Source organism: Bacillus sp. FSL R5-0397, assembly GCF_038593395.1.
In the GTDB taxonomy this organism is placed as follows: domain Bacteria; phylum Bacillota; class Bacilli; order Bacillales; family Bacillaceae; genus Bacillus; species Bacillus altitudinis.
Window position 1 is genome coordinate 495,986 of record NZ_CP151992.1, and the last position, 24,949, is coordinate 520,934.

General features: G+C 42.7%; 23 protein-coding genes. 17 read left to right on the top strand and 6 right to left on the bottom strand.

The genetic code is table 11. The features are described 5' to 3' along the window. Position 1: 1 nt before the first annotated feature. Genes pxpB through NSQ70_RS02370 form a run of 3 tightly spaced genes read left to right on the top strand, consistent with a single transcriptional unit; the run spans position 2 to position 2,537 of the window. Entirely contained in the window at positions 2-748 is a 747-nt protein-coding gene (gene pxpB / locus NSQ70_RS02360; RefSeq protein WP_335352086.1) for a 5-oxoprolinase subunit PxpB, read from the top strand. Continuing rightward, positions 745-1,749: a biotin-dependent carboxyltransferase family protein gene (locus tag NSQ70_RS02365; protein ID WP_144668140.1), complete on the top strand. Its 1,005-nt coding sequence runs from the start codon at positions 745-747 to the stop codon at positions 1,747-1,749. Before pxpB ends, NSQ70_RS02365 begins: the two co-directional genes overlap by 4 nt. Positions 1,750-1,763: 14 nt before the next feature. Next, positions 1,764-2,537, top strand: coding sequence for an IclR family transcriptional regulator (locus NSQ70_RS02370; RefSeq protein ID WP_326377907.1), 774 nt, complete (start codon positions 1,764-1,766; stop codon positions 2,535-2,537). A 34-nt stretch (positions 2,538-2,571) separates the two neighbouring features. On the opposite strand, the gene NSQ70_RS02375 is transcribed toward NSQ70_RS02370, so the two are convergent. Beyond that, positions 2,572-3,207, bottom strand: a complete 636-nt coding sequence (locus tag NSQ70_RS02375; protein ID WP_024720223.1) for an FMN-dependent NADH-azoreductase — start codon at positions 3,205-3,207, stop codon at positions 2,572-2,574. Between the two features lie 414 nt (positions 3,208-3,621). Here NSQ70_RS02375 and NSQ70_RS02380 point away from each other — a divergent pair, with 414 nt between their 5' ends. From NSQ70_RS02380 to NSQ70_RS02390, 3 genes are all read left to right on the top strand, one after another. Then, positions 3,622-4,254: a GDSL-type esterase/lipase family protein gene (locus NSQ70_RS02380; protein WP_251211005.1), complete on the top strand. Its 633-nt coding sequence runs from the start codon at positions 3,622-3,624 to the stop codon at positions 4,252-4,254. 87 nt (positions 4,255-4,341) lie between these two features. After that, positions 4,342-5,424: a C45 family peptidase gene (locus tag NSQ70_RS02385; protein ID WP_342502417.1), complete on the top strand. Its 1,083-nt coding sequence runs from the start codon at positions 4,342-4,344 to the stop codon at positions 5,422-5,424. A gap of 121 nt (positions 5,425-5,545) precedes the next feature. Then, positions 5,546-7,633 (top strand): BglG family transcription antiterminator, encoded by a 2,088-nt coding sequence (locus tag NSQ70_RS02390; protein WP_008347174.1) that lies wholly within the window; start codon positions 5,546-5,548, stop codon positions 7,631-7,633. Between the two features lie 16 nt (positions 7,634-7,649). Here NSQ70_RS02390 and NSQ70_RS02395 read toward each other — a convergent pair whose 3' ends face one another. Beyond that, positions 7,650-8,261: a class I SAM-dependent methyltransferase gene (locus NSQ70_RS02395; RefSeq protein WP_024720226.1), complete on the bottom strand. Its 612-nt coding sequence runs from the start codon at positions 8,259-8,261 to the stop codon at positions 7,650-7,652. Between the two features lie 155 nt (positions 8,262-8,416). Here NSQ70_RS02395 and NSQ70_RS02400 point away from each other — a divergent pair, with 155 nt between their 5' ends. Continuing rightward, a complete protein-coding gene (locus NSQ70_RS02400) occupies positions 8,417-9,286 on the top strand; it encodes an SDR family oxidoreductase (RefSeq protein ID WP_035390424.1) in 870 nt (289 codons plus the stop codon). A gap of 293 nt (positions 9,287-9,579) precedes the next feature. After that, on the top strand, positions 9,580-10,002 hold the full coding sequence (locus NSQ70_RS02405) for a pyridoxamine 5'-phosphate oxidase family protein (RefSeq protein WP_342502418.1): 423 nt from the start codon (positions 9,580-9,582) through the stop codon (positions 10,000-10,002). A gap of 565 nt (positions 10,003-10,567) precedes the next feature. Here NSQ70_RS02405 and NSQ70_RS02410 read toward each other — a convergent pair. Together NSQ70_RS02410 and NSQ70_RS02415 are read right to left on the bottom strand one after the other, a co-directional pair. Beyond that, entirely contained in the window at positions 10,568-10,750 is a 183-nt protein-coding gene (locus NSQ70_RS02410; protein WP_041091160.1) for a hypothetical protein, read from the bottom strand. Between the two features lie 13 nt (positions 10,751-10,763). Then, a complete protein-coding gene (locus NSQ70_RS02415; protein WP_144668130.1) occupies positions 10,764-10,982 on the bottom strand; it encodes a hypothetical protein in 219 nt (72 codons plus the stop codon). A 160-nt stretch (positions 10,983-11,142) separates the two neighbouring features. Between NSQ70_RS02415 and NSQ70_RS02420 the strand changes: the two genes are divergently transcribed. Beyond that, complete coding sequence (locus tag NSQ70_RS02420) at positions 11,143-13,392, top strand: hypothetical protein (protein WP_342502419.1); 2,250 nt, start codon at positions 11,143-11,145, stop codon at positions 13,390-13,392. A gap of 57 nt (positions 13,393-13,449) precedes the next feature. Here the strand turns inward: NSQ70_RS02420 and NSQ70_RS02425 are convergent, their stop codons facing one another. Together NSQ70_RS02425 and NSQ70_RS02430 are read right to left on the bottom strand one after the other, a co-directional pair. Beyond that, complete coding sequence (locus NSQ70_RS02425) at positions 13,450-13,746, bottom strand: DUF3817 domain-containing protein (protein ID WP_008347156.1); 297 nt, start codon at positions 13,744-13,746, stop codon at positions 13,450-13,452. 129 nt (positions 13,747-13,875) lie between these two features. Further along, positions 13,876-14,550 (bottom strand): GntR family transcriptional regulator, encoded by a 675-nt coding sequence (locus NSQ70_RS02430; RefSeq protein WP_045035043.1) that lies wholly within the window; start codon positions 14,548-14,550, stop codon positions 13,876-13,878. A 153-nt stretch (positions 14,551-14,703) separates the two neighbouring features. On the opposite strand from NSQ70_RS02430, the gene NSQ70_RS02435 reads away from it, so the two are divergent. From NSQ70_RS02435 to NSQ70_RS02470, 8 genes are all read left to right on the top strand, one after another. Continuing rightward, positions 14,704-15,531, top strand: coding sequence for an AraC family transcriptional regulator (locus tag NSQ70_RS02435; protein WP_342502420.1), 828 nt, complete (start codon positions 14,704-14,706; stop codon positions 15,529-15,531). After that, positions 15,521-16,453, top strand: a complete 933-nt coding sequence (locus NSQ70_RS02440) for a DMT family transporter (protein WP_058336789.1) — start codon at positions 15,521-15,523, stop codon at positions 16,451-16,453. Before NSQ70_RS02435 ends, NSQ70_RS02440 begins: the two co-directional genes overlap by 11 nt. 100 nt (positions 16,454-16,553) lie before the next feature. Beyond that, positions 16,554-17,609 (top strand): tartrate dehydrogenase, encoded by a 1,056-nt coding sequence (locus NSQ70_RS02445; protein ID WP_342502421.1) that lies wholly within the window; start codon positions 16,554-16,556, stop codon positions 17,607-17,609. Between the two features lie 72 nt (positions 17,610-17,681). After that, positions 17,682-19,868, top strand: a complete 2,187-nt coding sequence (locus tag NSQ70_RS02450) for a DNA topoisomerase III (RefSeq protein ID WP_286068992.1) — start codon at positions 17,682-17,684, stop codon at positions 19,866-19,868. Positions 19,869-20,065: 197 nt separating this feature from the next. Then, positions 20,066-21,148 carry a glycosyl hydrolase family 8 gene (locus NSQ70_RS02455; protein WP_135010091.1) on the top strand — a complete coding sequence of 361 codons (1,083 nt, stop codon included), beginning with the start codon at positions 20,066-20,068 and terminating at the stop codon, positions 21,146-21,148. Beyond that, complete coding sequence (locus NSQ70_RS02460) at positions 21,129-21,980, top strand: GGDEF domain-containing protein (protein ID WP_035390404.1); 852 nt, start codon at positions 21,129-21,131, stop codon at positions 21,978-21,980. Before NSQ70_RS02455 ends, NSQ70_RS02460 begins: the two co-directional genes overlap by 20 nt. Further along, on the top strand, positions 21,970-23,685 hold the full coding sequence (locus tag NSQ70_RS02465) for a DUF2334 domain-containing protein (protein WP_342502422.1): 1,716 nt from the start codon (positions 21,970-21,972) through the stop codon (positions 23,683-23,685). Before NSQ70_RS02460 ends, NSQ70_RS02465 begins: the two co-directional genes overlap by 11 nt. Beyond that, positions 23,678-24,946 (top strand): glycosyltransferase, encoded by a 1,269-nt coding sequence (locus tag NSQ70_RS02470; RefSeq protein WP_342502423.1) that lies wholly within the window; start codon positions 23,678-23,680, stop codon positions 24,944-24,946. Before NSQ70_RS02465 ends, NSQ70_RS02470 begins: the two co-directional genes overlap by 8 nt. Positions 24,947-24,949 lie beyond the last annotated feature (3 nt).

Consider the following 24,949-nt stretch of genomic DNA (forward strand, 5'->3'; position numbering starts at 1 on the left):
AGTGGCATTTTCAACGATAAAAGATACGATCACGTTCCACCCGCTAGGAGACGCAGCCATTGTGATCCAAGCCGGGACTGACATAAGTGAAGACATTCATGAGCGTGTGAAGCAGCTGTTTTCGTGTATTGAACAGCATCCATTTGAAGGATATGTGGAAGCTGTTCAAGCTTTTACAAACGTGACCGTCTTTTATGAGCCCTATAAGGTGTATCAATCTGCTCAGCTTAAGCAACGTGCGATCTCTCCGTATGAATGGGTCAAAGACTATATTGAAAACCTCCTTGAAGACAACTGGCAGGAGGGGAATCAGGCAAAGCGCCGGATCGTCGACATTCCTGTATGTTATGGAGGAGAGCTCGGTCCTGACTTAGAAGAAGTCGCCCGTATCAATGATTTGACGCCTGAAGAAGTTGTACGCATTCACACATCCGGGACGTATCTTGTCTATATGATTGGGTTTGCTCCTGGGTTTCCGTTTTTAGGCGGACTTTCTGAAAAAATTGCAGCTCCGCGCAGACAAACACCAAGAATGTCGATTCCAAAAGGATCTGTGGGTATTGCGGGGAAGCAGACAGGGGTTTATCCGATATCTACACCCGGAGGCTGGCAGCTCATTGGACAAACCCCTTTGTCCTTATTTCGGCCGAATGCTGAGAGACCTAGTCTACTAAAGGCAGGGGACGAGGTTCGATTTGTTCAACTGTCTGAAAAGGAATTTTTCAGCATGAAGGAGGAAGAACGTTGAGTATGCATGTCATCAAGCCAGGAATGTTCACCACCATTCAAGATAAAGGGAGAATAGGCTATCAGAAGTACGGTGTGTTAACGAGCGGCGGCATGGACCCGCTCTCGCTCCGAATCGCCAACATCCTCACCGGGAATCAAGAAAACGAAGCGGTGCTGGAAATCACTTTAATGGGGCCCGGCCCAGTGTTGACATGTCAGAAGGATCAGCTGATCGCCGTGACCGGTGCTGATGTGGAGATTGAGATTGACGGGGAACAAGCGCCTCTATGGAAACCACTCTTCATTCGAGCAGGAAGCACGATCACCTTTGGCCCTTGTAAGAGGGGATGCCGCTCCTACCTCGCTGTAGCCGGTGGATTTGATGTTGAGCCGGTGATGAAAAGTAAAAGTACATACGTCAGAGCGAAGATAGGCGGGATAGAAGGGCGTCCGCTAGAAAAAGGAGACGTCCTGCCAATTGGAGAACCGTCACCACTGGCGGAGCGCCTCGTTCACATGTTAAAAAGCAAAGGGGAACGTGCGCCAGACTGGACAGTCAATCATGCGCATTTTTTGCCTCTCGGGAAATCACCAGTCATTCGGGTGCTGGCAGGCAGACATCTATCTCATTTTCAGGAAGAATCGCAGCAAGCTTTTTTCGAGCGGTCTTATCAGGTCACTCCCCAATCTGATCGTATGGGATGCAGATTGAAAGGGGAACCGATTCGTTTAAAGCAAAAACTTGAATTGATTTCAGAAGCGGTTGCTTTTGGCTCTATTCAAATTCCTCCTGACGGCCAGCCGATTATTCTGCTCGCAGATCGTCAAACGACAGGTGGATATCCCCGAATTGGTGAGGTGGCAACAGTCGATTTGCCGCTCATTGCGCAGGCGATGCCTGGAGCGAATCTCACGTTTCAACAAATTGGCCGCCAAGAAGCAGAGCAAGCCTTATTCACACAAGAAGCAGAGATGAAGGACCTGACGGCAAGATTAAAACTCGAAGCATTTTCGTTTTAGAAAAGGTGAGGAACATGCAGAACACAAATAAAACCGTTGTGAAATCAATGGAGATATTACGGCTTTTTATCACACACGAACAATTAACGTTAAATGACATGATTGAGCTCTCGAACATGCCCAAAACATCTGTACACCGAATGGCCAACTCGTTAGCCGATATGGGGTTATTAGAAAAGCATCCTTCAGGTGTTTACCGATTAGGATTGGTGTTCCTTGAATACGGTCAGCTTGTCGCAGACCGCCTTGATATCCGTAGAATTGCAAGGCCCTTTATGAAAAACTTGCGTGATGAGGTAGGTGAGGCTGTTCAGCTCATTATTCGTGAAGGAGATGAAGCCATTTATGTAGAGAAAATGGAAGGAACGCAGCCTGTCCGGCTCTATACCGCTGTCGGAAGAAGATCCCCATTATATGCGGGAGCTTGTGCGAGAAGTATTCTCTCCTTTTTGCCAGAGGAAGAGAGACTTGCCTATATTGATTCGGTAGAGCTCGGGAAAATCGGGATCGGAACCATTACCGATAAAGATGTCCTGCGAAACATGATCGAAGAATCAAACAGACGTGGATATACGTTAAGCTATTCAGAGCTTGAAAACTATACTGCGGCTATTGGAGCGCCCATTTTCAATCATCATGGAGAGGTGGCAGCAGGCATTAGTATTGCGGGGTTTGAGGCCGGCTATCAAAAGGAACGGCTTCCTTATTTAATTGAGCAGGTCAAAAAAGCGGCCAGCGGCATTTCAAAAGAATTAGGTTTTACAACTGAACAAATAAAAAGCCAATGACCGTTAAGATCATTGGCTTTTTGCGTGTTCATGATTAGAAAGTTTTACCTAAAGCTTTTGCACGTTCGATCGCATCTGCTTTAATTTGTTCTGCTTTTGCAGGCTCAGCATTGTGACCTTCAACAATAAGACCTTCGAAAGAAGGAATACCGAAGAAGTTTGCAATTGTTCCAAGGTAACGGTGACCTGCTTCTAGTTCAGCAGCAGGACCTTCAGTGTAGTATCCGCCACGTGCTTGGATGTGCAACGCTTTTTTGTCTGTTAGTAATCCAACAGGACCTTGCTCAGTGTATTTGAATGTTTTACCAGCTACAGCAACAGAGTCGATGTACGCTTTAAGAACTGGTGGGAATGAGAAGTTCCAAAGTGGTGAAACAAATACGTATTTGTCAGCAGAAACGAATTGATCGCTTAATTCGTTTAGGCGAGCAACTTTCGCTTGCTCTTCAGCTGAAAGTGTATCGAAGCCAGCACCAGATTGAAGCTTGCCCCATCCAGCGAATACATCTGCATCAATGTGAGGAATGTTTTCTTTGTACAAATCGATATGTACAACCTCGTCACTTGGATTTGCTTCCTTATAAGATTCGATAAATGCTTTAGCAGTAGCCATACTGTAAGAAACTGTTTCATCATGCGGATGTGCAGTGATGTATAAAACTTTTGCCATGTTTATTCAATCCTTCCTGTTTCAATGATTTTTTTAGTGTATCCCAAAGATACACTGAATATGTGGCATCTTTAATCATATTGGAATGCTATGAAAAAGATGTAACAAGCACAGTTACATAAAAACTGATATTTTCATTGTAATCACTATATAGTTTGAAGTCAAGGTATAAAGTCTTGAAATCAAGATAAAAAGTTTGTAAATTTTTCTGAAACGCTTCAAGTCCGCGATTTAAGCAAAAAAACCCTACTCCCATTGAACAAAAAATGGATCGATATCGCAAGTAAAGTGTTTGTAAATGCGCTCATCCTGCGTTTTTGAAAAGAAGGTGGATGCCTTTAAGCCATCTGCTACAAGCATTTGCACTTCTTTTTCGTATATATAAGAGAAGGCAGGAGAGAGTGAGGGATAAGAGTGGGACGATCCTATGTTGCGATTGGAGATTCCTTAACGGTTGGGGTGGGGGCACGTTTATTTGGCGGCGGTTTTACGGAGCGATATGCGGCGAAGCTTGAAAAGAAGCTGCATATACCAGTGAAACTGTCCGTATTTGCGAAATCAGGGTTAACAACGGAAGAAATCTTGCAGCTTTTTCAGCGGTCTGATGTAAGACGGGCGATTGCTCATGCTGACATCATCACCATCACAGGCTGCGGGAATGATCTTGTTCAAGCTGTTCTGCAGTATGAAAAAGGTGAAGATGAAAAGAAACTGCTGCAAGCGTCTATGCATTGTCAGGCGAATTTTAGCAAAATGGTTCAAGAAATCGCCCTGATAAAAAGAGGGCAGCATCAACCATACTGCGTATATTTATTGAATTTATATAATCCTTTTCCTGAGATTCCGATCGCCGAGAGATGGCTGAAGCAATACAACCATCACCTTCGCCAGCTTGCTGCGAATCCACATGTAGAAGTGGTGGATATTTACGGTGTATTTGAAGGTCATCAAAGCGCATACTTATCGATTGATCAATTTCATCCGAACCACAAAGGATATGAAGCAATGGCAGAAGCGCTGTTTCAACAATCCGCTAAGCAACTGTGATCCCGCGGGATTACAGTTTTTTTCATTCTTTTAAATGAAGGGCTGTTTCGATATGATAAAAGAAACAAAGACAAAAGAGGTGGATGCATGCAGGAGATGAGTGCGTATTTTCATGAATTGAAAGGAACAGCTTATGAGGTAGGAAAGCAGCAGGCTATTTGGCTGAAGGAACGCCCTTTGCTTAAGAAACAATACATTCAATCAGAACCGTTATCAAAAGAGGCTGTGAAGGAAACAAAGCAGCTGGTTCGACCGTTTCTTCCTCAGTTAGAAGAAGAGCTCTCGGGATTTTGTGATGCTATGCAAATAGATGAAAGCGATTTGACCTTTTTCTATTCTTCGCATCTTCAGCCAGGCTGTTCCCATTGTGTGATGCAGAGGAATGAGGCTGCCAATCAACAGACGGTGATGCTTCGCAACTATGATTTTTCTCCGCTGTTTGATGATATGCGTCTTGTATCTACGCATGTGAAGGGCTCAGCAGTCCATACAGGCTCATCATTAATCTTATTTGGTCGATCGGATGGGATGAATGAACATGGTCTATCGGTAACATTTTCTGCATGCGGTCCGCCTGTTGGCAACGAACCAGGCTTAAAGCCGCCGGCTGTTGCTGGCTTGCAAGTATATCATGTCATTCGTGCTGTGCTAGAGTCCTGTAAAACGGTGGAGGATGCCGTCCGTTTGGTACAGGAAATGCCTGTCGCGTCTAATGTTCACCTCATGCTTGCTGACCGGAAGGGAGAGGCGGCTGTGATTGAAATGATTGATGGGCAAAAAAAGGTGAGAAGGCCGGAGCGTGGATTTATTGCGGCTACGAACCATCCGCTCGCTGATCACACGGCAAAAGGGTTGACGAAACATCATTCTGTTGTCAGGTACGACATGTTAATTCAAGCTTTAGAAGAACAGCCGTCAAGCGAGTCTCTTACGGAACTATTTCAGGCAGAATACCCTGCTGGTCTGACTGTGCACAATTATGAAGAGCTGTTTGGGACGATGCGAACCGTCATGTTCCGGCCGGAGGAAGGGACGATGGAGTATTGCTTTGGCTCTCCCGTCTATAATCCTACCTATTCATTAAAGGTCGGGGGCACACTGCCATTTCATGAACAAACGATTCAATTTCATCAAAAGGATTATGGACCTTCCTTTTGGAGAAACGTGTGAGTCTTTCATTTTGTCACAGCCTGTGTGCCAAATTTAGATCAACTTCAGGTTGCATCGATCAGTGAAAGCGTTTTATATTAAAGTGTGACAATAGACCTATTTAAGCAGAAGGAGGCATTTCATGTACATAACGGCACGAGAACAGAAAGTGATCAAATATATGATTCAGCAAAATCGTTATGTCACCATTCGTGAGATCGCCGATTCTGTTCAAGTAAGTACAAGAACCATTCATAGAGAACTTAAATCCATTAAACCTATTTTAAAGAATTACAACCTATCACTTGATAAACAGCCGGGGAAGGGCTTGAAGGCGGTCGGTGAACAGGAAGACAAACAGCGGCTTCTGTCTCATATTTCAAATGAAGACCAAATTGAATATAGTTCTGATGAACGGAAGCTCTTAATCCTATGTGCCCTGCTTGAAGCAAAAGAACCGGTGAAATTATATACACTTGCAGCTGACTTGCAGGTCACAAATGCGACCATCAGCTACGACTTAGATGAACTGACGGACTGGATCGCTCCTTACGGTTTACTGCTTATCCGCAAGCGTGGGTACGGCATTGAATTAAAAGGACCGGAGGAAGCCAAACGAAAAATTGTCGGGAACCTGATCGTGGACCGTCTCGACATTCAATTATTTCTCGAAACGATTGAAATGAATATTAAACATCGAACGAAAGCGACTGAAAAGGTGTTTGGGGTAGTCAGTCGAGGACAGCTGCTCAAGGTAGAAAGGCTGCTCTTTCATTTGAAAAACAGACTCTCTCTCTCGTTGTCAGATAGTGCCTATATTGCACTTGTCGTTCACTTAACCTATGCCATTGAACGCATTCAAATCGGTGAAACCATTCGGATGGAAGAGGAAGAATTGCTTGAATTAAAGCGGACGAAGGAATTTGAATCTTCACTCAGAATCGCACGAGCATTAGAACGCATGTTTAATGTAGAGATTCCTGAAGCTGAAGTTGGATACATGACCATCCATTTGCGCAGTGCAAATCGAAGCTTTACGGCAGAATACCGCATTGATGAGATTGAGTTAGATATCGCGCTGAGAACGAAGAAACTCATTGACTTTATTTCTCATAAAACAGGCTATCATTTAAATGAAAACGATTCATTGTATGAGGGACTCGTGTCTCATCTTGAACCAGCTATGAACCGATTAAAAGAAAAGATGCGGATTTATAATCCGCTCACACAACAAATAAAAAAAGACTACTTCTTGCTGTTCATGGCGATTGAAGAAGGTGTGGAGCGCTTCTTTCCTGAGATTGAATTTCCAGAGGATGAAATTGCCTTTATCGTGCTTCATTTTGGTTCGGTGCTTGAAATTAAAAAAGAAGAAACCAAGATTCATGCATTGGTCGTTTGCTCAAGCGGTATCGGTTCGTCAAAAATGCTCGCATCACGATTGAAAAAAGAATTGCCTGAAATCGCCAAATTCGATCTATCTTCCTTAATGGAGCTAAAGGAAATCGACGCTGCAAGCTATGACATGATTGTATCAACCGTGCCGATCCCCTATGAGCATATTGATTACATTATGGTCAGCCCGCTCTTAAACGAGGATGACGCAGTGCGGGTCAAGTCTCATATTAAACGAAAAATTCCTTATCTGATTGAGAAAAAAAGAGCGCAGGAATCTGCAAAAGAATCGGTGGAGGAAACGGTTGATATGATAGGGATGGCAGAGCAAATCACGAATTATATGTCAGTGATTCGCAGTATCTTGTCCCATTTTACAATCGAAAAAAAGAAGACGACGGAGCAGCATGAGTCAACAATGAGAGAGCTGATGCGTCAGGTTGAAAGTCAAGGCTATTTAGAACGTGCAGACGAAGTGACAGCCGGTTTGCTTGAGCGTGAGCAGCAAGGTGGTTTAGGCATTCCAGGAACCGAGTTTGCTCTTTTTCACTTAAAGCATGATCTCATTAAGAAACCGGTCTTTCATATCTATGATCTTGATGAGGCATACGAGATCAAAAGCATGGATGGCGGGCAGCAGCTTATGTCCAGAATGCTCCTCATGCTAGCGCCGCTAGAGCTTGGCAAAGAAGGGTCTGAAATGTTTAGCCTGATCAGTTCATCTATCATTGAAAGCGAAGAAAGCATGGCGCTTTATGGACAAGGAACAAAGGAAGAGATTGAACAGAAATTACATCAACTTTTTTATCAATTTGTCAAAGAGGCAAAATGGTAAGAAAAAAGCCGAGAGCTTATTCGCTTCTCGGCTTTTTTGCTGTGACACAGACAGCGAGGGTGGGACGAATCTCCTCATATTCAACAGAAAACTGATCAAATCCAGCAAATTCTAAATCATTGAGGATGCTTTCGCTCATTTCTTTTGTTCGATTGGCGTCCGCTCCTTTTTCTCTTGGTTGCATCACAATGACGAGTGTTCCACCCGGCTTCAAGGTGTGATAAAGGTTGAGTGCGCCAGCCTTTGGGTCATCCCAAATCGTATAATTGTTAACAGAAAGTACTTTGTCATACTGATCCGCCGGCAGGCGCGTTTTTTCAATTTTCCCGACATACAGCCTGACCTGCTTCTCTTTGGATCGTTTCTTTATACGCGAATGCGCCTGTTCCTTCATAGTTGAAGAAGCATCTAGTCCATCAATGTGAAGATCGTCAAAATGCTTGAGCATATGTTTGATGCTATAGCCGGGGCCATAGCCTATTTCCAATATGTTTTCACCATCTGATAAATCTAAATGCTGGATCGCCCATTGATTCAGTGCCTTATTTTCATTTGCCATAATAAAACCTGCGATGCTTCCGAGCCAGCCTTTTGGTCTGCTAAAGGTTTTAGAAATGGTTGACAGCATGTGAGAACGCTCCTTTTTTATGTTTATGTAACCGATTTTTCTCATCCTGAAACCTGTCAGTTTTCAAAACGCATCGATGACGCATAGGGATGTTTGAGTGAAAAAATGAAGTGGTAATGAAAGGATACATCAACAAATCAAGGAGGAGCTTACACATGGATTTACGTGAATACTTAACAAATGGCATTCCGCGCCAAACGCAGGATCAGCAGCCAGGCAGTGAAAGAGAAATGAATCCTGCGCCGATCTATGAGGATGAATCGTATAAAGGGTCTGGTAAGCTAAAAGGAAAAGTAGCGCTGATTACAGGGGGAGACAGCGGAATTGGACGTGCCGTTTCTGTCGCGTATGCCAAAGAAGGAGCTCATGTCGCGATCGTATACTTAAATGAACATGAGGATGCAGAGGATACGCAAAAACGTGTAGAACAGGAAGGCGTCAAATGTTTAACAATTGCAGGGGATGTCGGGGACGAAGCCTTTTGTGAGAAAGCGGTAGAAAAGACAGTTGAAGCCTTTGGAAAGCTGGACATCTTAGTCAATAATGCGGCCGAACAGCATCCGAAAGAACGTATTCAAGATATTTCTAGTGAACAGCTTCACCAAACCTTTAGAACCAATTTCTATTCTTATTTTTATTTTACGAAGAAGGCACTCGATTACTTAAAACCGGGAAGTTCCATTATTAATACAACATCTATTAACCCGTATCGAGGCAACAAAGTGCTCATTGATTATACGGCGACAAAAGGGGCCATCAACGGCTTTACTCGTTCTATGGCACAGTCGCTTGTGAAAGATGGAATTCGGGTAAACGGTGTAGCACCCGGTCCAATTTGGACGCCGCTCATTCCATCTACATTTGATGAAGACAGTGTCGAAAGCTTCGGGGCCGAGACACCAATGGGAAGACCAGGACAGCCTGTGGAGCATGTAGGCTGCTATGTACTGCTTGCTTCGGACGAATCGTCTTATATGACGGGACAGACACTTCACGTCAACGGCGGTTCCTTTATGAATACATGATCAATAGCACGCCGCCCAGATTTGATTGGGCGGTATGTTTAGTATTTCTTCCGATTCTTCTGTACAGATGAGACAGACCATATGATAATGCCCACAACAACCGCTGCAATAACAAGTGAACTCAAATGGAACATCGTTTCATGATGCATATTCAACATCCCCTTTCAATGTGTCCGTTTTCTATAGCATCAGCTAGAAGATGTCTTTTTATGAAAAACACATTTCTTTGTTTAATGAATGGATTGTCGTGGAAACCTAAGAGTACGGATGACATTTTGAAGGAGTGAAGATACATGTCACAAGAAGAGTTAAAGCAAAAGGTAATGAACTTATTAGACGAACAAAAAGTGGGAACATTGGCGACTGTTGAACAAAATAAGCCGCATACCCGCTATATGACTTTTTTTCATGAAGGGCTGACATTATATACACCAACAAGCAAAGAAACACATAAAGCGGATGAGATTGAAAAAAATCCGAATGTTCATATTCTCATTGGTTATTCAGGTGAAGGATTTGGGGACACATATGCAGAAATCGCAGGTAAAGCCACATTAACTGATGATCCAGAACTGATCGACCGCCTTTGGTCAGATGAGATGGAGAAATGGTTTAAAGGAAAAGATGATCCAAACCTAGTGATCCTTAAGATTGACCCAACCTCCATTCGTTATATGAACGAAGGAAACCGGACACCAGCAGAATTATCACTTTAACACTTGCGTAAGTTGGGGGAACGTGTTATAGTTTTATATTAAGTGTTGAAATAGCAAATAAATAAAGAAAGTAAACTTTCTTTTTTCTATGACATAATGAGAAGCAATAGAGCTTCTACTTGATAAGAACGAGACGCTGTCAAAGCGAACAAACTTATTCTTTTCCTTCTGCAACCGCCCCCTATAAAAGCGGAAGAATGGAAAAAAGACGTTTTGATTTACAATTCACACTGGCACGGCTTCGGAGCCGTAAGGACGAATGAGAGGTAGGGCTTTCGTTGTCTTGTTATCCAGAACTTCCATGGCGTTTACTTTCAAACGTAGGTTCACTCGGAACACATATGACACACTGATATGATCGAATCTTAATTCATACACTCCGTGACGGAGATTAAACATTGATTATTTATTTGCATGAAAAGAGTAAGAAACGGGCTGCCATCTATTTGGCAGCCTTTTTTAGTTTAAAAGCGGACACCATCCGCATGATATCCCCTTCAAAAAGATTCGCCGCCAATAATAGAACAACGAACACTCATCGACAGAAAGAGGAAATGCTTCATCATTACTCCCTTCGCCCTTTCTTCTGATACCTCCAAATCCGGCCAATAAAAAAGAACATCACCGTAAACAAAATAGAGAAGATCAACATGTCCAGCAGTGTCACGCCTCTATCTGGATGCACAACCCCAAACCAAACCCATTGAAGAACAAAAGAGATAGCAAAATAAAAGATGGATTCTTTCATGAAATTCTCCTTTTTACTTATTTTTTTGACTGTTTAGCCACACCAACCAGATGAAGAAGGAACAAATGGCGCATGCGAGCAAAGTGACAGGCGGCAAGGTGTGCCAGCTAGTCAGCCCCTTTACAAAGCACATATAAAAAAAGAAAATGGTAATAGATACGAGCACCCCTTGCTTGAACCAACGGGGAACACGCAGCCAAGCCGCTAGAATGATCGATGATAGCTTATCCATTGAGATAACATCCTTTTTTTGAATCTGATTGGATTTTATCGTAAACAATCAAATATGTAAAATATGGATTTAGAAAATTGGAATGGTATTCTTCTAGCATGAAACATTCTCGCTGCACTGACGTATAAGAAAAAGGAACTCCATGAAAGGAAGCGATCAAGTGAAAAGAATACCAGTGATTTTCCTCAGGTATATTGTCTTCTTTATTCCAGCAATCATTCTTAGTGTCTTGGTGTGGAACCATTACCAAGATGATTTGTCAGCAGGGAAAGCGACGCAATATGACGTCAAACAAATATTTACATTCGATGAAGGAAAACGAGTGGTGAGTGCTGTATCAAAAAACCAGCAGCTCCATTTTGCAATGTATGATCCTCAATCAGGAAAAAGAATCAGTGAATGGACCACGGAAAGCGATACGTTTAATGAAATGCTGCCATCTATTCAAGGGAACAACCTCTTACTTGCTTTAAAAAATAAAGAGGGGCAGCTGTTGATCGAGAAACTAACGCCGAGCGGGGAAAAGAAAGAGCTCGTTAAGCAAAATCTACAGATACCCTCGTTTTTAAAAACGAATACATATCAATGGAATGGACGACTCTTGTTTACAGGAGAGAGGGAAGGTGCCGCTGCGGTCCTCGGTGAGCTAAAGAATGGTCAGTTTCATGTCCACAATCTCAACGAGCTGAAGCTGCCAGCAAGACCTGTTTCCATCGATGTCGTCATGAATTCTTTTAGAGGGCAGACCCCATTCCCTATGTTTGAATTGACTTTGAAAAATGACCAGAAGGCGTATGTCAGCGGAATCTCAAACGAGAAGCATCAGCTTGGGGTCTATGTCTCCAAAAGTGCAGAATCGTTCAGCCTCATTGAAGATAAAGTCGTGCAGCAGCTGCAAAAAACGATCGGATCATCACAAAACGTTGCTGTCGCTGTCGAATCCAACTATCCAAAAAGACCAAGGAAAGTGGATGCAGAGGGAAGGCTTGGGGAAGTCGTCCCAACACCAAAACCGATTTACCAAACCTTTATCTACCAGCTGAATGAAGAAGAAGTTCTTCTTGCAGGCTCTACAGCAAAGGACGAAGCAAAAGGCAAGCTGACTGGTTATATTTATAATCACCGCACGAATAAGGCGACGTCTGCCAGCAAGCTTTTTCAGTCGTTGTCATATGAATCTTTACAAAAAGAAGATCTCTCTTTTCATAAAAATGTGAAGAGCGATTGGCTCTATTATTCACTTGGAAACCAATTATCGGGGGCATTTGAGGCGAAAAGCAAACAGCTAAAGGAATTCCCTTTGCAAAAGGTCATCTCAATCGAAAATGCCAGTCCAGCCCACCAAACGTCTGTTGACACCTTTATGCAATATGTCATGAAGGGCGGCCCACTCATTCTCAACTGGGCGATATGGCTCTTTATCCCACTGCTGTTATTTGTGCTAGCGATCTTCCTGCCGCCGATTTTGAGACTGGTGAGAAAGAACAAGATAAAAGACAGTGTCACATTAGAAGCCAATATTGTATCTGTCAAAGAAACGGGTACCTACATCAATGAACAGCCGCTGGTCAACATGCAGCTTCAATTTCAATATGATGGGGAAAATATCGAGAAGGCGGTTAAAACGGTTGTATCCTATACTCAGATACCGCAACCGGGTCAGCGTATCGCCATTCTCTACAATCCGAAAAAGAAAAAAGCGATGCTCTTAAAAGAGGGTGACTTCTCGCAGCCGAGCGAGCCAAAGTTCATCAAAGGCGCTATTTTAAGAAACATAGAATCATATGGAACCGTAGGACGTGGCACCGTCTTATCGCTTACATTTGAAGCAGATCAGAAAAGGTATACCATTCCGATGATTCAAGCCGCTGGTTTTGAGTTTAGAACAGGAGAAAAAGCCGATCTCGTTGACATCAGCGGTCAGTTGAAAATGGCAGCCTATGGGCATGAAGTGCGGAATCGTGCGGGGAAAGACGTGACATTAACAGGAACGATCCAACGGGTGAAGCAATATCCAGTCACAATTCATGATCAGAAGCCTATTATGCTGGATGTGACGGTTTCTAGCGGAGGTCAATCCATCACAAAAACGGTCAGTCAATTCATCCCTGACCATATGGAGGTCGCGCCAGGAACTCAAATCACGATGCAGACAAAACAAGAAGAGCTGGATAAAGAAATCAGTCTTATGCAAGAGAAACAAGGAAGTGCAAAAGTGACCCATGTCACATTTTCTGGTGTCATCGGCAACCAGCCGTTAGCGATCATTCAGATTGAGAGAGATGGCGTGATGTATGAAGTGAAACAGCCAATCGATCCGATCACTAGCGTACTGCCAGGTGATGAATTATGGGTGGCATATCACGAAATGACACGTCAAGCAGCCATTGTGAAATATGTATCGATTTAAAAAATACGTCAGCGTGTAGAAAAAGGGCTAAAACGAATTTCGTTTTAGCCCTTTTGATTAAGCTTTTGTATCATACTGGCGAAGCACCTTATCATAGGCGAAGTTGCCGAAAGGAATGAATGCCGCAAAGAATCCGGCGATGGACCATTTCAAATGCCAGCGAACTTTAAATGTCACATATGCCAAAATGAGCATGTAGATCACAAACAATGCGCCATGAAGAGAGCCCACAATGGTGACCGCCATCGGAATATCCGCAAAATATTTTAGAGGCATGGCAATTAAAAGAAGGGTTAAAAGAGACATACCCTCAATAAAACCCGCCTGTCTCAGACGGCTAATACTTGTATGCATATACAAATCCTCCTGTATAAAAGCTAGTTTCTCATCTTCTAATATAAACGAAAGATCGTCTGGACATGCTGAAATCTACGAAAAATTCAAAATATGTTCATGGAATGCTTAAAAAATGGGGAAAGTCCTTTACTCCTTGTTTGTTTCAGAGAGTACTTGCTTTAAGTGCATCACATCATGCAATAAATGCTCCGTCATTGCTTGAACGGCTTCTGTGGAGCGGCGCTTTTTTATTTTAGAATAGATGGCTGCATGCTCTCTTTGAATGGTTTCAGCACGAGCCCCGCCGCTAAAATGAAAGATGCGGCAATAGTGAATGAGTGCATTTACGTGATTCAATTGTTTGGATAAGCGGTCATTGTGACTCGCCAAAATGATTTTTTGGTGAAAGGCTTCATGTAACTGGACGATCTCTTTAGAGGGCAGCTGCTGCTTGATCGCTTCGTCCGCCTGCGTGAGAACCTGCTCAATTTCATCCATTTCTCTTTGCACGGCTTCCTTACAGGCAAGCTCAACAGCAAGTGTTTCTAAAGCTACCCGAATTTGATAAAGCTCCTCGACATCTTTTTCTGTTAACGTATAGACGGAATAGCCTGATCGATGATCCGCGATTAAGAGCTCGTCTTTTTCTAACAGCCTCATCGCCTCTCTTACCGGTGATCGGCTTACGCCAAATTGTTTGGCAAGCTGTGTTTCATTGATGCGCTCTCCTGGCTGAAACTGGCCATCAAAAATCATTTGCTTCAGCTGTTCATAAAATTGCATGTGATACGGTGTTGGTCTTTCCATCTCGAATGAATTCATGCCATCATTCCCTCTTTTATACATCATCTTTTATCTCATGTTATCCAAGTTTTTCCCTCTAGGCAAGCCTGCATCAAAAAGTCAATATCGTACAATCCAAGAGAAAAGGGGTGTGCTACACTTATGATCAGTTCAGCGAAAAGAGGGATCGACATGAACACACAAGAGGAACGAACTGTACATTTTGATCAAGACTTACAAATAGAGGCATATCGCTTTCATGGCATCATGCAAAAGTTCCCGAATCATTTTCATACATATTATGTGATTGGATTTATTGAAGACGGTCAAAGACGTTTGGTCTGCCAAAATCAAGAATACATCATTGAAAAAGGTGATATCCTTCTTTTTAATCCGTATGATAATCACGCATGTGAACAAATTGATCACAGGACACTCGATTATCGCTGCTTAAATATTGAAGCAGGTGTGCTAGAGAAGGTCTTTCAGCACAAACCGCATTTTAAAGCCCCTGTGTTTTCACAAAGTGAACTAACAAAGCCATTATATGATCTACATCAAATGATCACAGAAGAAGCTCCTGCTTTGAATAAACAGGAAACCTTCTATTTCTTTATGAAACAATTGATTGAAGCCTATGCTGATACCTCAGAGGAAAAAGCATCAGCCACACGTGCCAACGAACAAAAAGTCCGAGACGTACAGCAATATATCGAAACACACCTCACGGAAAATATATCGTTAGAAGACTTAGGCGAGCTTGTGTCCATGAACAAATATTCATTGCTGCGTGCTTTTACAAAGTTTAGAGGCATCACGCCGTATCGTTATTTACAGACAGTCAGAGTGAACTTTGCGAAGGAGCTTCTCGCCCAAGGATTGAAGCCTGTAGATGCGGCTGCCTCCGCTGGATTTTCTGATCAAAGTCATTTGAGTCATTTCTTTTCAGAATTTATTGGGCTCACGCCAGGGCAGTATCAGCAAATTTTTGTAAAGCAGGTAACAGCTGATGAAAAATAAACAGCTGCTCGGTCATTTAGCGGCCATGTTCACCATTTTTTTATGGGGATCTACCTTTATCTCTACCAAAATATTATTAACGGCTTTTTCTCCAACAGAGATTTTATTTTTCCGTTTTTTTATAGGGTACTTGGCTCTGATGATCATCTATCCGTTTACGATGAAGGTGCAAAGTAAAAAGCATGAAGGGATGTTTGCGCTGGCAGGTTTATGCGGTGTGGTCTTATATTACTTTTTAGAAAATGTCGCACTTACTTATACGTTCGCTTCGAATGCAGGTGTCATCAGCTCCGTTGTCCCATTCTTCTCTTTTTTATTGGCTTATTTTTTATTAAAAGATGAGCCGCTGCACAGCCGGTTTTTCATAGGCTTTTTCATCGCGATGACGGGAATCGTGCTGATTAGCATGAATGGAATGACGACGTTTCAATTGAATCCACTCGGTGATGCCTTAGCATTAACAGCAACCATCGTCTGGGCATTCTATTCCATTTTATCGAAGATGATCAACCAATATGGCTACCATATCATTCAGGTAACAAGGCGTGTCTTCTTTTACGGACTGCTATGGATGATTCCACTGATCTGGCATTTTAAGGTTCGTTTAGACTGGGAGCGGTTGACCAATCCATCGTTTGCCTTCCACTTGCTGTTTTTAGGCGTCTTTGCATCTGCTATTTGTTTTCTGACATGGAGCTTTTCCGTGAAGACGATCGGTGTGGTGAAATCAAGTATGTATATTTATGGAGTGCCTATTATCACGATGATCATTTCAATGATCGTTCTTCACGAGAGCTTGACCTTCATGTCTGGGCTTGGAACAGCACTGACCTTAGGAGGTTTGCTGCTTTCAGATAAAAAAAGTGCGGGAAGAAAGAAACAGAAGCCCCATGTGCTGATGCAGGATAAAAAGGCGCTTTGATCAAAAAAAGCGTCTTTTGTCCATTGTAAGAACACGCACTCTTTAGTAAACTCAAATAAAACGGTCGACGGTCGACCGATAACAAAGGGGGAAAAAATCAATGAAGCATGTTTCAATTGCAGCGATACCAGGTGACGGGGTTGGAAAGGAAGTTGTGCCTGAAGCTATTCGAGTTTTGAAAGCGGTATCAGATGTGCATGGCGGTCTGTCTTTCACCTTTCAGGACTTTCCGTGGAGCTGTGAGTATTATTTAGAGCATGGCGAAATGATGCCAAAGGATGGATTGGAACAACTAAAAGCCTTTGACAGCATTTTCTTAGGAGCAGTCGGAGATGCCAATTTAGTGCCGGATCATGTATCACTTTGGGGATTGCTCATTAAAATTAGACGTGAATTTGAGCAAGTGATCAACGTTAGACCTGCAAAACAGCTGAGCGGCATTCGCTCCCCGCTTGCTCACCCAAAGGATTTCGATCTTCTTGTTGTAAGAGAAAACGGTGAAGGTGAATATAGTGAAATTGGAGGCCGCATCTATCAAGGGGAAGATCAGCTTGCCATTCAAAATGCTGTTTTCTCAAGAAAAGGGACAGAACGAGCCATGCGTTTTGCCTTTCAAGTAGCAGAAAAGAGACGAAAGCATGTGACAAGTGCAACCAAATCGAATGGAATCGTTCATACAATGCCATTTTGGGATGAAGTGTTTCAAGACGTAGCCAAGGATTATCCAAAGGTGACAGCAGACTCGCAACACATTGATGCGCTTTCAGCCTTCTTTGTGACAAGACCTGAGAAATTCGATGTGATTGTTGCCAGTAATTTATTTGGCGATATTTTAACTGATCTTGGGGCAGCCATTATGGGAAGTATTGGCGTGGCGCCTGCTGCCAACATCAATGTAAATGGCAAATATCCATCAATGTTTGAGCCTGTACATGGGTCAGCCCCAGACATTGCAGGAAAAGGAATCGCCAACCCAATCGGTCAAATTTGGACCGCTAAACTCATGCTTGATCATTTCGGAGAGGAAGAACTCGGTACACACCTGCTCGAAATCATCGAGTCAGTCACAGCAGACGGCTTTTTAACGGCAGACATCGGCGGGGCTTATCGAACACAAGAAATCACAAACGAAATCATCAAGCGCTTGAAGAAATAATCCGTCATTAGAACCACATCTCCACGTCTGCTATAATAAAAGGATGGATAGAAGAAAGAGATGTGAAATTTAGTGTCAAAAACAGTTGTATTAGCAGAGAAACCTTCAGTAGGACGTGACTTAGCGCGTGTGCTGAAGTGTCATAAAAAAGGAAATGGTTTTTTAGAAGGAGATCAATACATTGTCACGTGGGCGCTTGGCCATTTGGTCACACTGGCTGATCCAGAAGGCTACGGGAAAGAATTTCAATCCTGGCGCCTAGAGGATTTACCAATTATTCCAGAACCACTCAAGCTTGTCGTGATGAAAAAGACAGGGAAGCAGTTCCAAGCGGTTAAAGCGCAGCTGGCGAGAAAAGATGTAAAAGACATTGTCATCGCAACAGATGCTGGACGTGAAGGGGAGCTTGTGGCAAGGTGGATTCTTGAAAAAGCACATGTGAAAAAGCCTCTAAAACGTCTATGGATTTCGTCTGTTACAGACAAAGCCATTCAAGAAGGGTTCAAACGATTAAAAGACGGTAGAGAGTATGATAACCTGTATCGCTCGGCGGTTGCGCGTGCAGAGGCCGACTGGATTGTAGGGATCAACGCAACAAGAGCGCTGACAACGAAGTTCAATGCGCAGTTATCCTGTGGACGTGTGCAAACGCCAACGATTGCTATGATCGCCAAGCGAGAGGAAGACATTCAGCAATTCCAGCCGAAGCCGTTCTTTGGGCTGACTGCACAAGTTGACGGACTGACGCTGACTTGGCAGGATGCAAAGACAAAACAAAACCGTACATTCCAAGAAGATGTAGTGAAGGAGCGCTTGGCAGCCTGTAAAGGAAAACCTGCAGTGATTGATGCACTGAAAAAAACAGCGAAAAAAGCCTTTGCTCCAGGATTGTATGACCTGACAGAATTGCAGCGTGATGCCCATAAACGCTACGGTTTTTCAGCAAAAGAAACATTGTCTACACTTCAGCGTCTGTATGAGCAGCATAAGCTCGTCACGTACCCGCGTACGGATTCACGTTTCATTTCGGCAGATATCGTGCCTACATTAAAAGATCGACTCAAAGGAATGAACGTTAGACCTTACGCACAGCATGTGAATCGCATTCTACAATCAGGCATTAAAGCGCATAAAGGCTTCGTCAACGATGCCAAAGTGTCAGATCACCATGCGATCATTCCAACCGAGGAAGAGCTGTATCCAGGTGCATTAAGCGATAAAGAACGTAAATTATATGACCTGATTGCCAAGCGATTCCTCGCTGTACTGATGACCCCTTTTGAATATGAGGAAACAACAGTGATCGCCAAGATCGGCAGTGAGACATTCACAGCGAAAGGAAAAATTGTGCAATCAGCCGGCTGGAAAGCCGTGTACGATGATTCCTATGAAGACGAGGAATCAGCCGAAGCAGATCAGCACTTGCCGGCATTAACAGAGGGGCAGTCACTTGACGTACGCCAATTAAAAGAGACAAAAGGCGAAACGAAACCTCCTGCTCGTTTTAACGAAGCGACCCTTTTATCTGCCATGGAGAACCCGTCTGCATTTATGGAGAACAAGGAAAAAGACTTAGTGAAAACCCTTGGCGAAACGGGTGGATTGGGGACAGTGGCAACTAGAGCTGATATCATTGAGAAACTGTTTAACAGCTTCTTAATTGAGAAAAAAGGCAAAGACATCTTCATCACATCGAAAGGGAAGCAGCTTCTTTCTTTAGTACCTGAAGATTTAAAGTCACCTGCGTTAACAGCGGAATGGGAACAAAAGCTGTCTAAAATTGCAAAAGGTCAAATGAAAGCTTCTCAATTCATGAGTGAAATGAAGTCATATGCAAAACAAGCCGTATCTGAAATCAAACAAACGAACCAAACCTTTAAGCATGACAACATGACAGGCACACATTGCCCTGACTGCGGAAAACTCATGTTAAAAGTGAACGGGAAAAACGGCACCATGCTTGTTTGTCAGGATAGAGAATGCGGACATCGAAAAAATGTGGCAAAGAAAACAAATGCACGCTGCCCGAACTGTCATAAAAAGCTTGAGCTACGAGGAGAAGGTGATGGCAAAATATTTGCCTGTGTTTGTGGTCATAGAGAGAAACTGTCTGTTTTCGAAAAGCGCAAATCACAATCCAATCAAAAACGAGCCAGTAAGCACGATGTGTCTAAATATATGAAGAAACAAAAGAAAGTGGAAGAACCAATCAATAACGCACTTGCAGAACAATTGAAGAAACTAAAATTAGATCAATAGTTGTGTAAAAACCCATGTGAATTCGCATGGGTTTTTTGTTTGTTCGAGTATTTTGACATGTTGTTTTTCTGTAAATGGGAATATGTAAGCGAAAAGACTCGTAATTTGGTATAAAATATTTATTTTCATTTAAACAGAAACGCTCTATAATAAATCGTTAGATGCTTAGAGAGAACAAGGATTGAAAGGGGACACGAATGGATACACCCATATATCGTACAGCTATCGCTATACTCATTGTCATTCTACTAGGCGGATGTACCTGGAAACAGCAGCAACATTCAGCTCAACCAGAACCTGCAAAGCCAGTATTGTCAGGAGAGTACTTTATGACTCACCACTTAATGACAGATCAAGGCATGATCCGGACCTCGCTTGCGGAGCAGCCTACTTACTTATCAGAATCGCTCGGACTTTGGATGGATTATCTTGTTAGAAAAAAAGATCAAACATCTTTTGATCAACAGGTAGACGTCCTGCGCACTCAATTCTTACTGGAACATGATCTTCTTAGCTGGCAAATCGAATCTCATCAAAAAAGCAAAGTCAATGCTTTAGTTGATGACTTACGTGTAGTAACAGCGCTTCAAAAAGCAGATCAATTGTGGCAGAAGTCAGTGTATCAAACCACAGCCAAAAAAATCGCAAAAGCGTTAAAAGACAAAAACATGTTCAAGGGTATGTTGACCGACTATTATGATGCATCGACAAAGCAAACTTCACATACAATCACACTTTCATATATTGACCCAAAAGCAATCAAAGAACTAGTATCCCTCCACCTATTCACAGAACAAATGATGAACAACCAATTGGCCATTCTAAAAAATGCACCGAGACAAAAAGGATTTTTTCCAAAATCCTATGACATAGCGAAGAAAGTCTACTCATTTGATCAGGAAATCAACTTGATCGACCAGCTTTATACGGCTCTTTATGCCGAACGTGCACAGGTTGATACAACAGTCATCATGAAATGGCTGAAAACCAACTTCCAAAAGGAAGGAAAACTGTATGGACGATATAAACTGAGCACATTACAGCCAGCAGTGACGTATGAATCACCTTCGGTCTATGCACTGGTGATCTTATATGCACTCAAACAAGGAGAAGATGATTTTGCAAAAGACGTCTATCACCGAATGAAAGAGCTGCAAATCCAAGATCCTCTCAAGCCTTATTACGGAGGCTATATGAACGAAAAAGATACACACTCATTTGATAATTTATTGCCTCTAATTGCAGAAAGGGAGCTTCTAAATGAAAAGGTTATTCAGTAACACCTATCGCACGTATTATACGCTGCTCCTCACGTTTGCGGGACTCATTTTATTTATGGGCTACTTGAATGGACGTGATGCGGAGAGTGTCATGATCATCACACTCACATTTGTCGTGATAGGATGCGGCATTTTATTTGGTATTTTGCCAGCATTGGTTTTTACTTTGTTGATTTTGTTCTTTATAGGAAGCGGGATGTTCTTTACAGAGCTTGGTCACACAAATTCACTCTTTTCTCATCAAACGTTGCAAGATGTCGTGATATGGGGCGTGGCGCTTCTCTTTTTTGCTATTTCTGCTGGAAATGTGCATGAGCGAATCAAAACGATGCGTTACACCATTGACCAACAAAAGAGGGCCATCAAACAATTTGTAGCGATTGACTCAACCACAGGCTTTGACAATGCAGAGCGGATGAGACTCGAATTGTCTGAGGAAATGAAACGAGCAGAACGATATAAACAGCCATTCGTCTTTATCCTTCTTCATATGCACTACTCAGCGGAATTCAAAACATTATATGGAGAAAAAGAAATGCAGCATCTTTTCCAGCAACTCAGTATGAAGATTCGCGAAAGTGTGAGAGAAACCGATAAGAAATTTCGATTATCCGAGGAACGAATCGGGCTGCTGCTCACTCACACACCTGCAGAAAACGTCTCGATCGTTCTTGAAAAGCTAAAGGATAAACTGCAAACGCATGTCCTGCTAAATGGTCGTGAAGTGACCTTAACTTTTCATGTCTGTCATTTAACAAGCAGCTCGGACTATCGGACACCAGAGCAATTTTTAGAAGAACTAGAAAACGAGATGATGATGAATGAACTTTAATGTTTTGACGAAATGTTGTTTGTTAATCGTTCTTTTCTCTATGCTTTCGATCAAAGACAGTACATCAGCCGGTGCACTTGAGACAGAGTCCAGGACTCTCATCGTCTATTCCACACAATCAGGTGAGACAACGCCAACTGTTCATATGCTTGATGTACTTGTGGGGCATTTTTCCACACGAACGACCATTTTATCTGATGAACAAATCACTGAAAAGAACCTCAATGACTTTCAGCAAGTTATCTATATAGGTGAAGAAAAGAGAACGTTGAAAGCACAAACCATTCGTCTCATAAACGAATCAAAACGCTTAATTGCAATAGGATACAATGCGGAACAGCTTCGCCCATTCTCCACGCTTACTTTTCACAAACAAGATCACATCAGTCAAATCAAAGATACTGATGATCAAGAATACCGTCAGCTTGAGAGAGGAATCACAGCTCAGACGGTTCAAGGGACAGATCTGCAACGTAAATTCTTATTGAAGAAAAATCAAGCTGAACAGCCATTTGTGATTCAAACAAAAGAAGGTGCGGCATATGTCGGAATGCTAAATATCCTTCAGCACGACAAGCTGCTTGCAGAGGTGCTGGAAAGTCTCCTGCCGGCTTCTAATCAAACGACGACAAAGTACTTACAGATTGGGAAGATTAACCCCGTCACGGATGAGAAGAAGTTACTTGAACTTGGACGATACGTAACAGCTCGCCATATCCCTTTTCTGCTGGCGGTGACCCCTATATGGATTGATCCAGCAACAGGGGATGAAGTGACGCTCAGTGACCGGCCTAAACTTGTCCACGTGTTAACACAATTGCAAAGCAATGGAGCTAGTATCGTTCTTCACGGGTTTAGCCGTACGTATCGAACGGAGGAGTCGGGTAAAGGCTTTGAATTCTGGGATGTAAAGTACGATCAGCCCGTTACGTCAAATGAACCAGAGAAAGCTGATCAGCAGCTGAACAAAAGCTTTTTTCCGAATGAAAAAGATTTTAATGCGTATATCACATCCAATCAACATCAAGAAGCCATCTATACAGAAGAAAAGCTGACAAAAGGCATTGAACTGCTCGCGCAGCAGGGGTTATATCCGCTTGCATTTGAAGTGCCAAATGACGCCATTTCCCTGCAAGGCTATGAAGTGATTTCCCGCCATGTGTCCAGTCTATTTGGACAGGTGCAGCTCTCAGACCGTACATGGAAAACAAGAAGTGCATCACCGTTTTTGTCGACACCCGCCATGCTTCATGGCATGACTTTATATCCTGAACAGTCTATAGATACAGCGTCTGACCAAGAAGGTACAAACATACTGACTGAGCAAACAATTCAATCCATGCAGCATATCCAATCCGCCGCCATTGGGCTGTCCTATGATGTGGAAGCGGGGATAGATGGGCTGCAAGATGTAATCACACAAATGGATGCGATCCCTTCTAGTGAATGGCTAGATTTAAAGAAAACACAACAGACTGTTCAAACTCAGAATGTCCAGATCAAAACAGCAGGAAATGGACATATTCAAATAGAGCAATCCAGTATAGCTGAACCAAAAACAAACAAACGAAGCGGGATGGAAAATATGCTTCGAATACTCACAATGGTGGTACTGCTCTTTATTGTGGCATTTGCTTTTTACACATTGTATTTAAGGCTGACGATGAAAAAACGGATCTTTAAGGAGAGAAAATCAGGTGGCTGATATCTTATTTTACCTATCATTAATACTGATTTGGATCATGCTCCTATATCATATGTTTCTGATGCAGGGAGGCTTTCAGCACTATTTAACTTACGAAGAAGTGCTGCCTAAATGGACGAAACAAGGGAAAGATCTGCCGACCGTCAGCATTCTCATTCCAGCACATAATGAAGAAGTGGTCATTCGGCAGACGCTAAAAGCCATGGTCCAGTTATCCTATCCCAAACACCTTCTTGAAATCATTGTGATTAATGACAATTCCTCTGATCGTACAGGGGAGATTGTGCAATCATTTAGTGAGCAATACGATCATGTCCATATGATTGAAACAAAACCGCCATTTGCAGGGAAGGGGAAATCTACTGCACTGAATGAAGGCTTGAAGGCTTCGACAGGAGACGTTATTTGTGTATACGATGCAGACAATATGCCTGAAAAGAAAGCCGTCTACCATTTGGTTCTTGGATTATTGAATGATCCTAAAGCAGGTGCTGTTGTCGGGAAATTCAGGGTCATCAATGCAGCCAAAAACCTCCTGACAAAATTCATTAACATAGAAACGATCTGCTTCCAGTGGATGGCGCAAGGCGGGAGATGGAAATGGTTTGGCATTGCGACAATACCAGGCACCAACTTTGCGATCCGTCGGCACATTTTAGAAGAGCTTGGCGGCTGGGATGTCCATGCACTAGCTGAAGACACTGAATTAACAATTCGTGTGTATAATCTGGGCTATGTGATTCGGTTCTTTCCTGCTGCGATTACATGGGAACAAGAGCCTGAAACATGGAAAGTCTGGTGGCGGCAGAGAACACGCTGGGCTAGAGGCAACCAATATGTTGTGCTCAAATTTTTAAGGCAGTTTATGAAATTAAAACGGAAACGAATGATTTTCGATTTATTTTATTTTTTCTTTACGTATTTCCTATTTTTCTTTGGTGTACTGCTCTCCAACGGCATTTTTATCGTAAACTTATTCGTTGATCTTCACTTATCTGTGGGAGCTGTGGCACTCATCCTATGGGGATTAGCCTTCTTTCTCTTTTTAACAGAAGTGATGATTACGTTAAGCATAGAGAAAACAGAGCTGACCAAACAAAATATTCTCATTGTCGTTCTCATGTACTTTACCTATTCCCAAGTATGGATTGCGCTTGTTGTGTACTCCTTATGTGTAGAGGTGAAAAGCCGATTATTGAAACAAGAAGTGAAATGGTACAAAACCGAGCGTTACAATCAACAACAAAAGAAAAGCGGGTGACAT

Coding starts and splice junctions, on each gene's coding strand:
- NSQ70_RS02410 (WP_041091160.1), bottom strand. CDS start 10,750: ATGAAAGAATCCATCTTTTATTTTGCTATCTCTTTTGTTCTTCAATGG.
- NSQ70_RS02430 (WP_045035043.1), bottom strand. CDS start 14,550: ATGAATTCATTCGAGATGGAAAGACCAACACCGTATCACATGCAATTT.
- NSQ70_RS02440 (WP_058336789.1), top strand. CDS start 15,521: ATGAAAAATAAACAGCTGCTCGGTCATTTAGCGGCCATGTTCACCATT.
- NSQ70_RS02425 (WP_008347156.1), bottom strand. CDS start 13,746: ATGCATACAAGTATTAGCCGTCTGAGACAGGCGGGTTTTATTGAGGGT.
- NSQ70_RS02445 (WP_342502421.1), top strand. CDS start 16,554: ATGAAGCATGTTTCAATTGCAGCGATACCAGGTGACGGGGTTGGAAAG.
- NSQ70_RS02415 (WP_144668130.1), bottom strand. CDS start 10,982: ATGGATAAGCTATCATCGATCATTCTAGCGGCTTGGCTGCGTGTTCCC.
- NSQ70_RS02375 (WP_024720223.1), bottom strand. CDS start 3,207: ATGGCAAAAGTTTTATACATCACTGCACATCCGCATGATGAAACAGTT.
- NSQ70_RS02400 (WP_035390424.1), top strand. CDS start 8,417: ATGGATTTACGTGAATACTTAACAAATGGCATTCCGCGCCAAACGCAG.
- NSQ70_RS02460 (WP_035390404.1), top strand. CDS start 21,129: ATGAAAAGGTTATTCAGTAACACCTATCGCACGTATTATACGCTGCTC.
- NSQ70_RS02370 (WP_326377907.1), top strand. CDS start 1,764: ATGCAGAACACAAATAAAACCGTTGTGAAATCAATGGAGATATTACGG.
- NSQ70_RS02390 (WP_008347174.1), top strand. CDS start 5,546: ATGTACATAACGGCACGAGAACAGAAAGTGATCAAATATATGATTCAG.
- NSQ70_RS02435 (WP_342502420.1), top strand. CDS start 14,704: ATGAACACACAAGAGGAACGAACTGTACATTTTGATCAAGACTTACAA.
- NSQ70_RS02385 (WP_342502417.1), top strand. CDS start 4,342: ATGCAGGAGATGAGTGCGTATTTTCATGAATTGAAAGGAACAGCTTAT.
- NSQ70_RS02455 (WP_135010091.1), top strand. CDS start 20,066: ATGGATACACCCATATATCGTACAGCTATCGCTATACTCATTGTCATT.
- NSQ70_RS02395 (WP_024720226.1), bottom strand. CDS start 8,261: ATGCTGTCAACCATTTCTAAAACCTTTAGCAGACCAAAAGGCTGGCTC.
- NSQ70_RS02465 (WP_342502422.1), top strand. CDS start 21,970: ATGAACTTTAATGTTTTGACGAAATGTTGTTTGTTAATCGTTCTTTTC.
- NSQ70_RS02405 (WP_342502418.1), top strand. CDS start 9,580: ATGTCACAAGAAGAGTTAAAGCAAAAGGTAATGAACTTATTAGACGAA.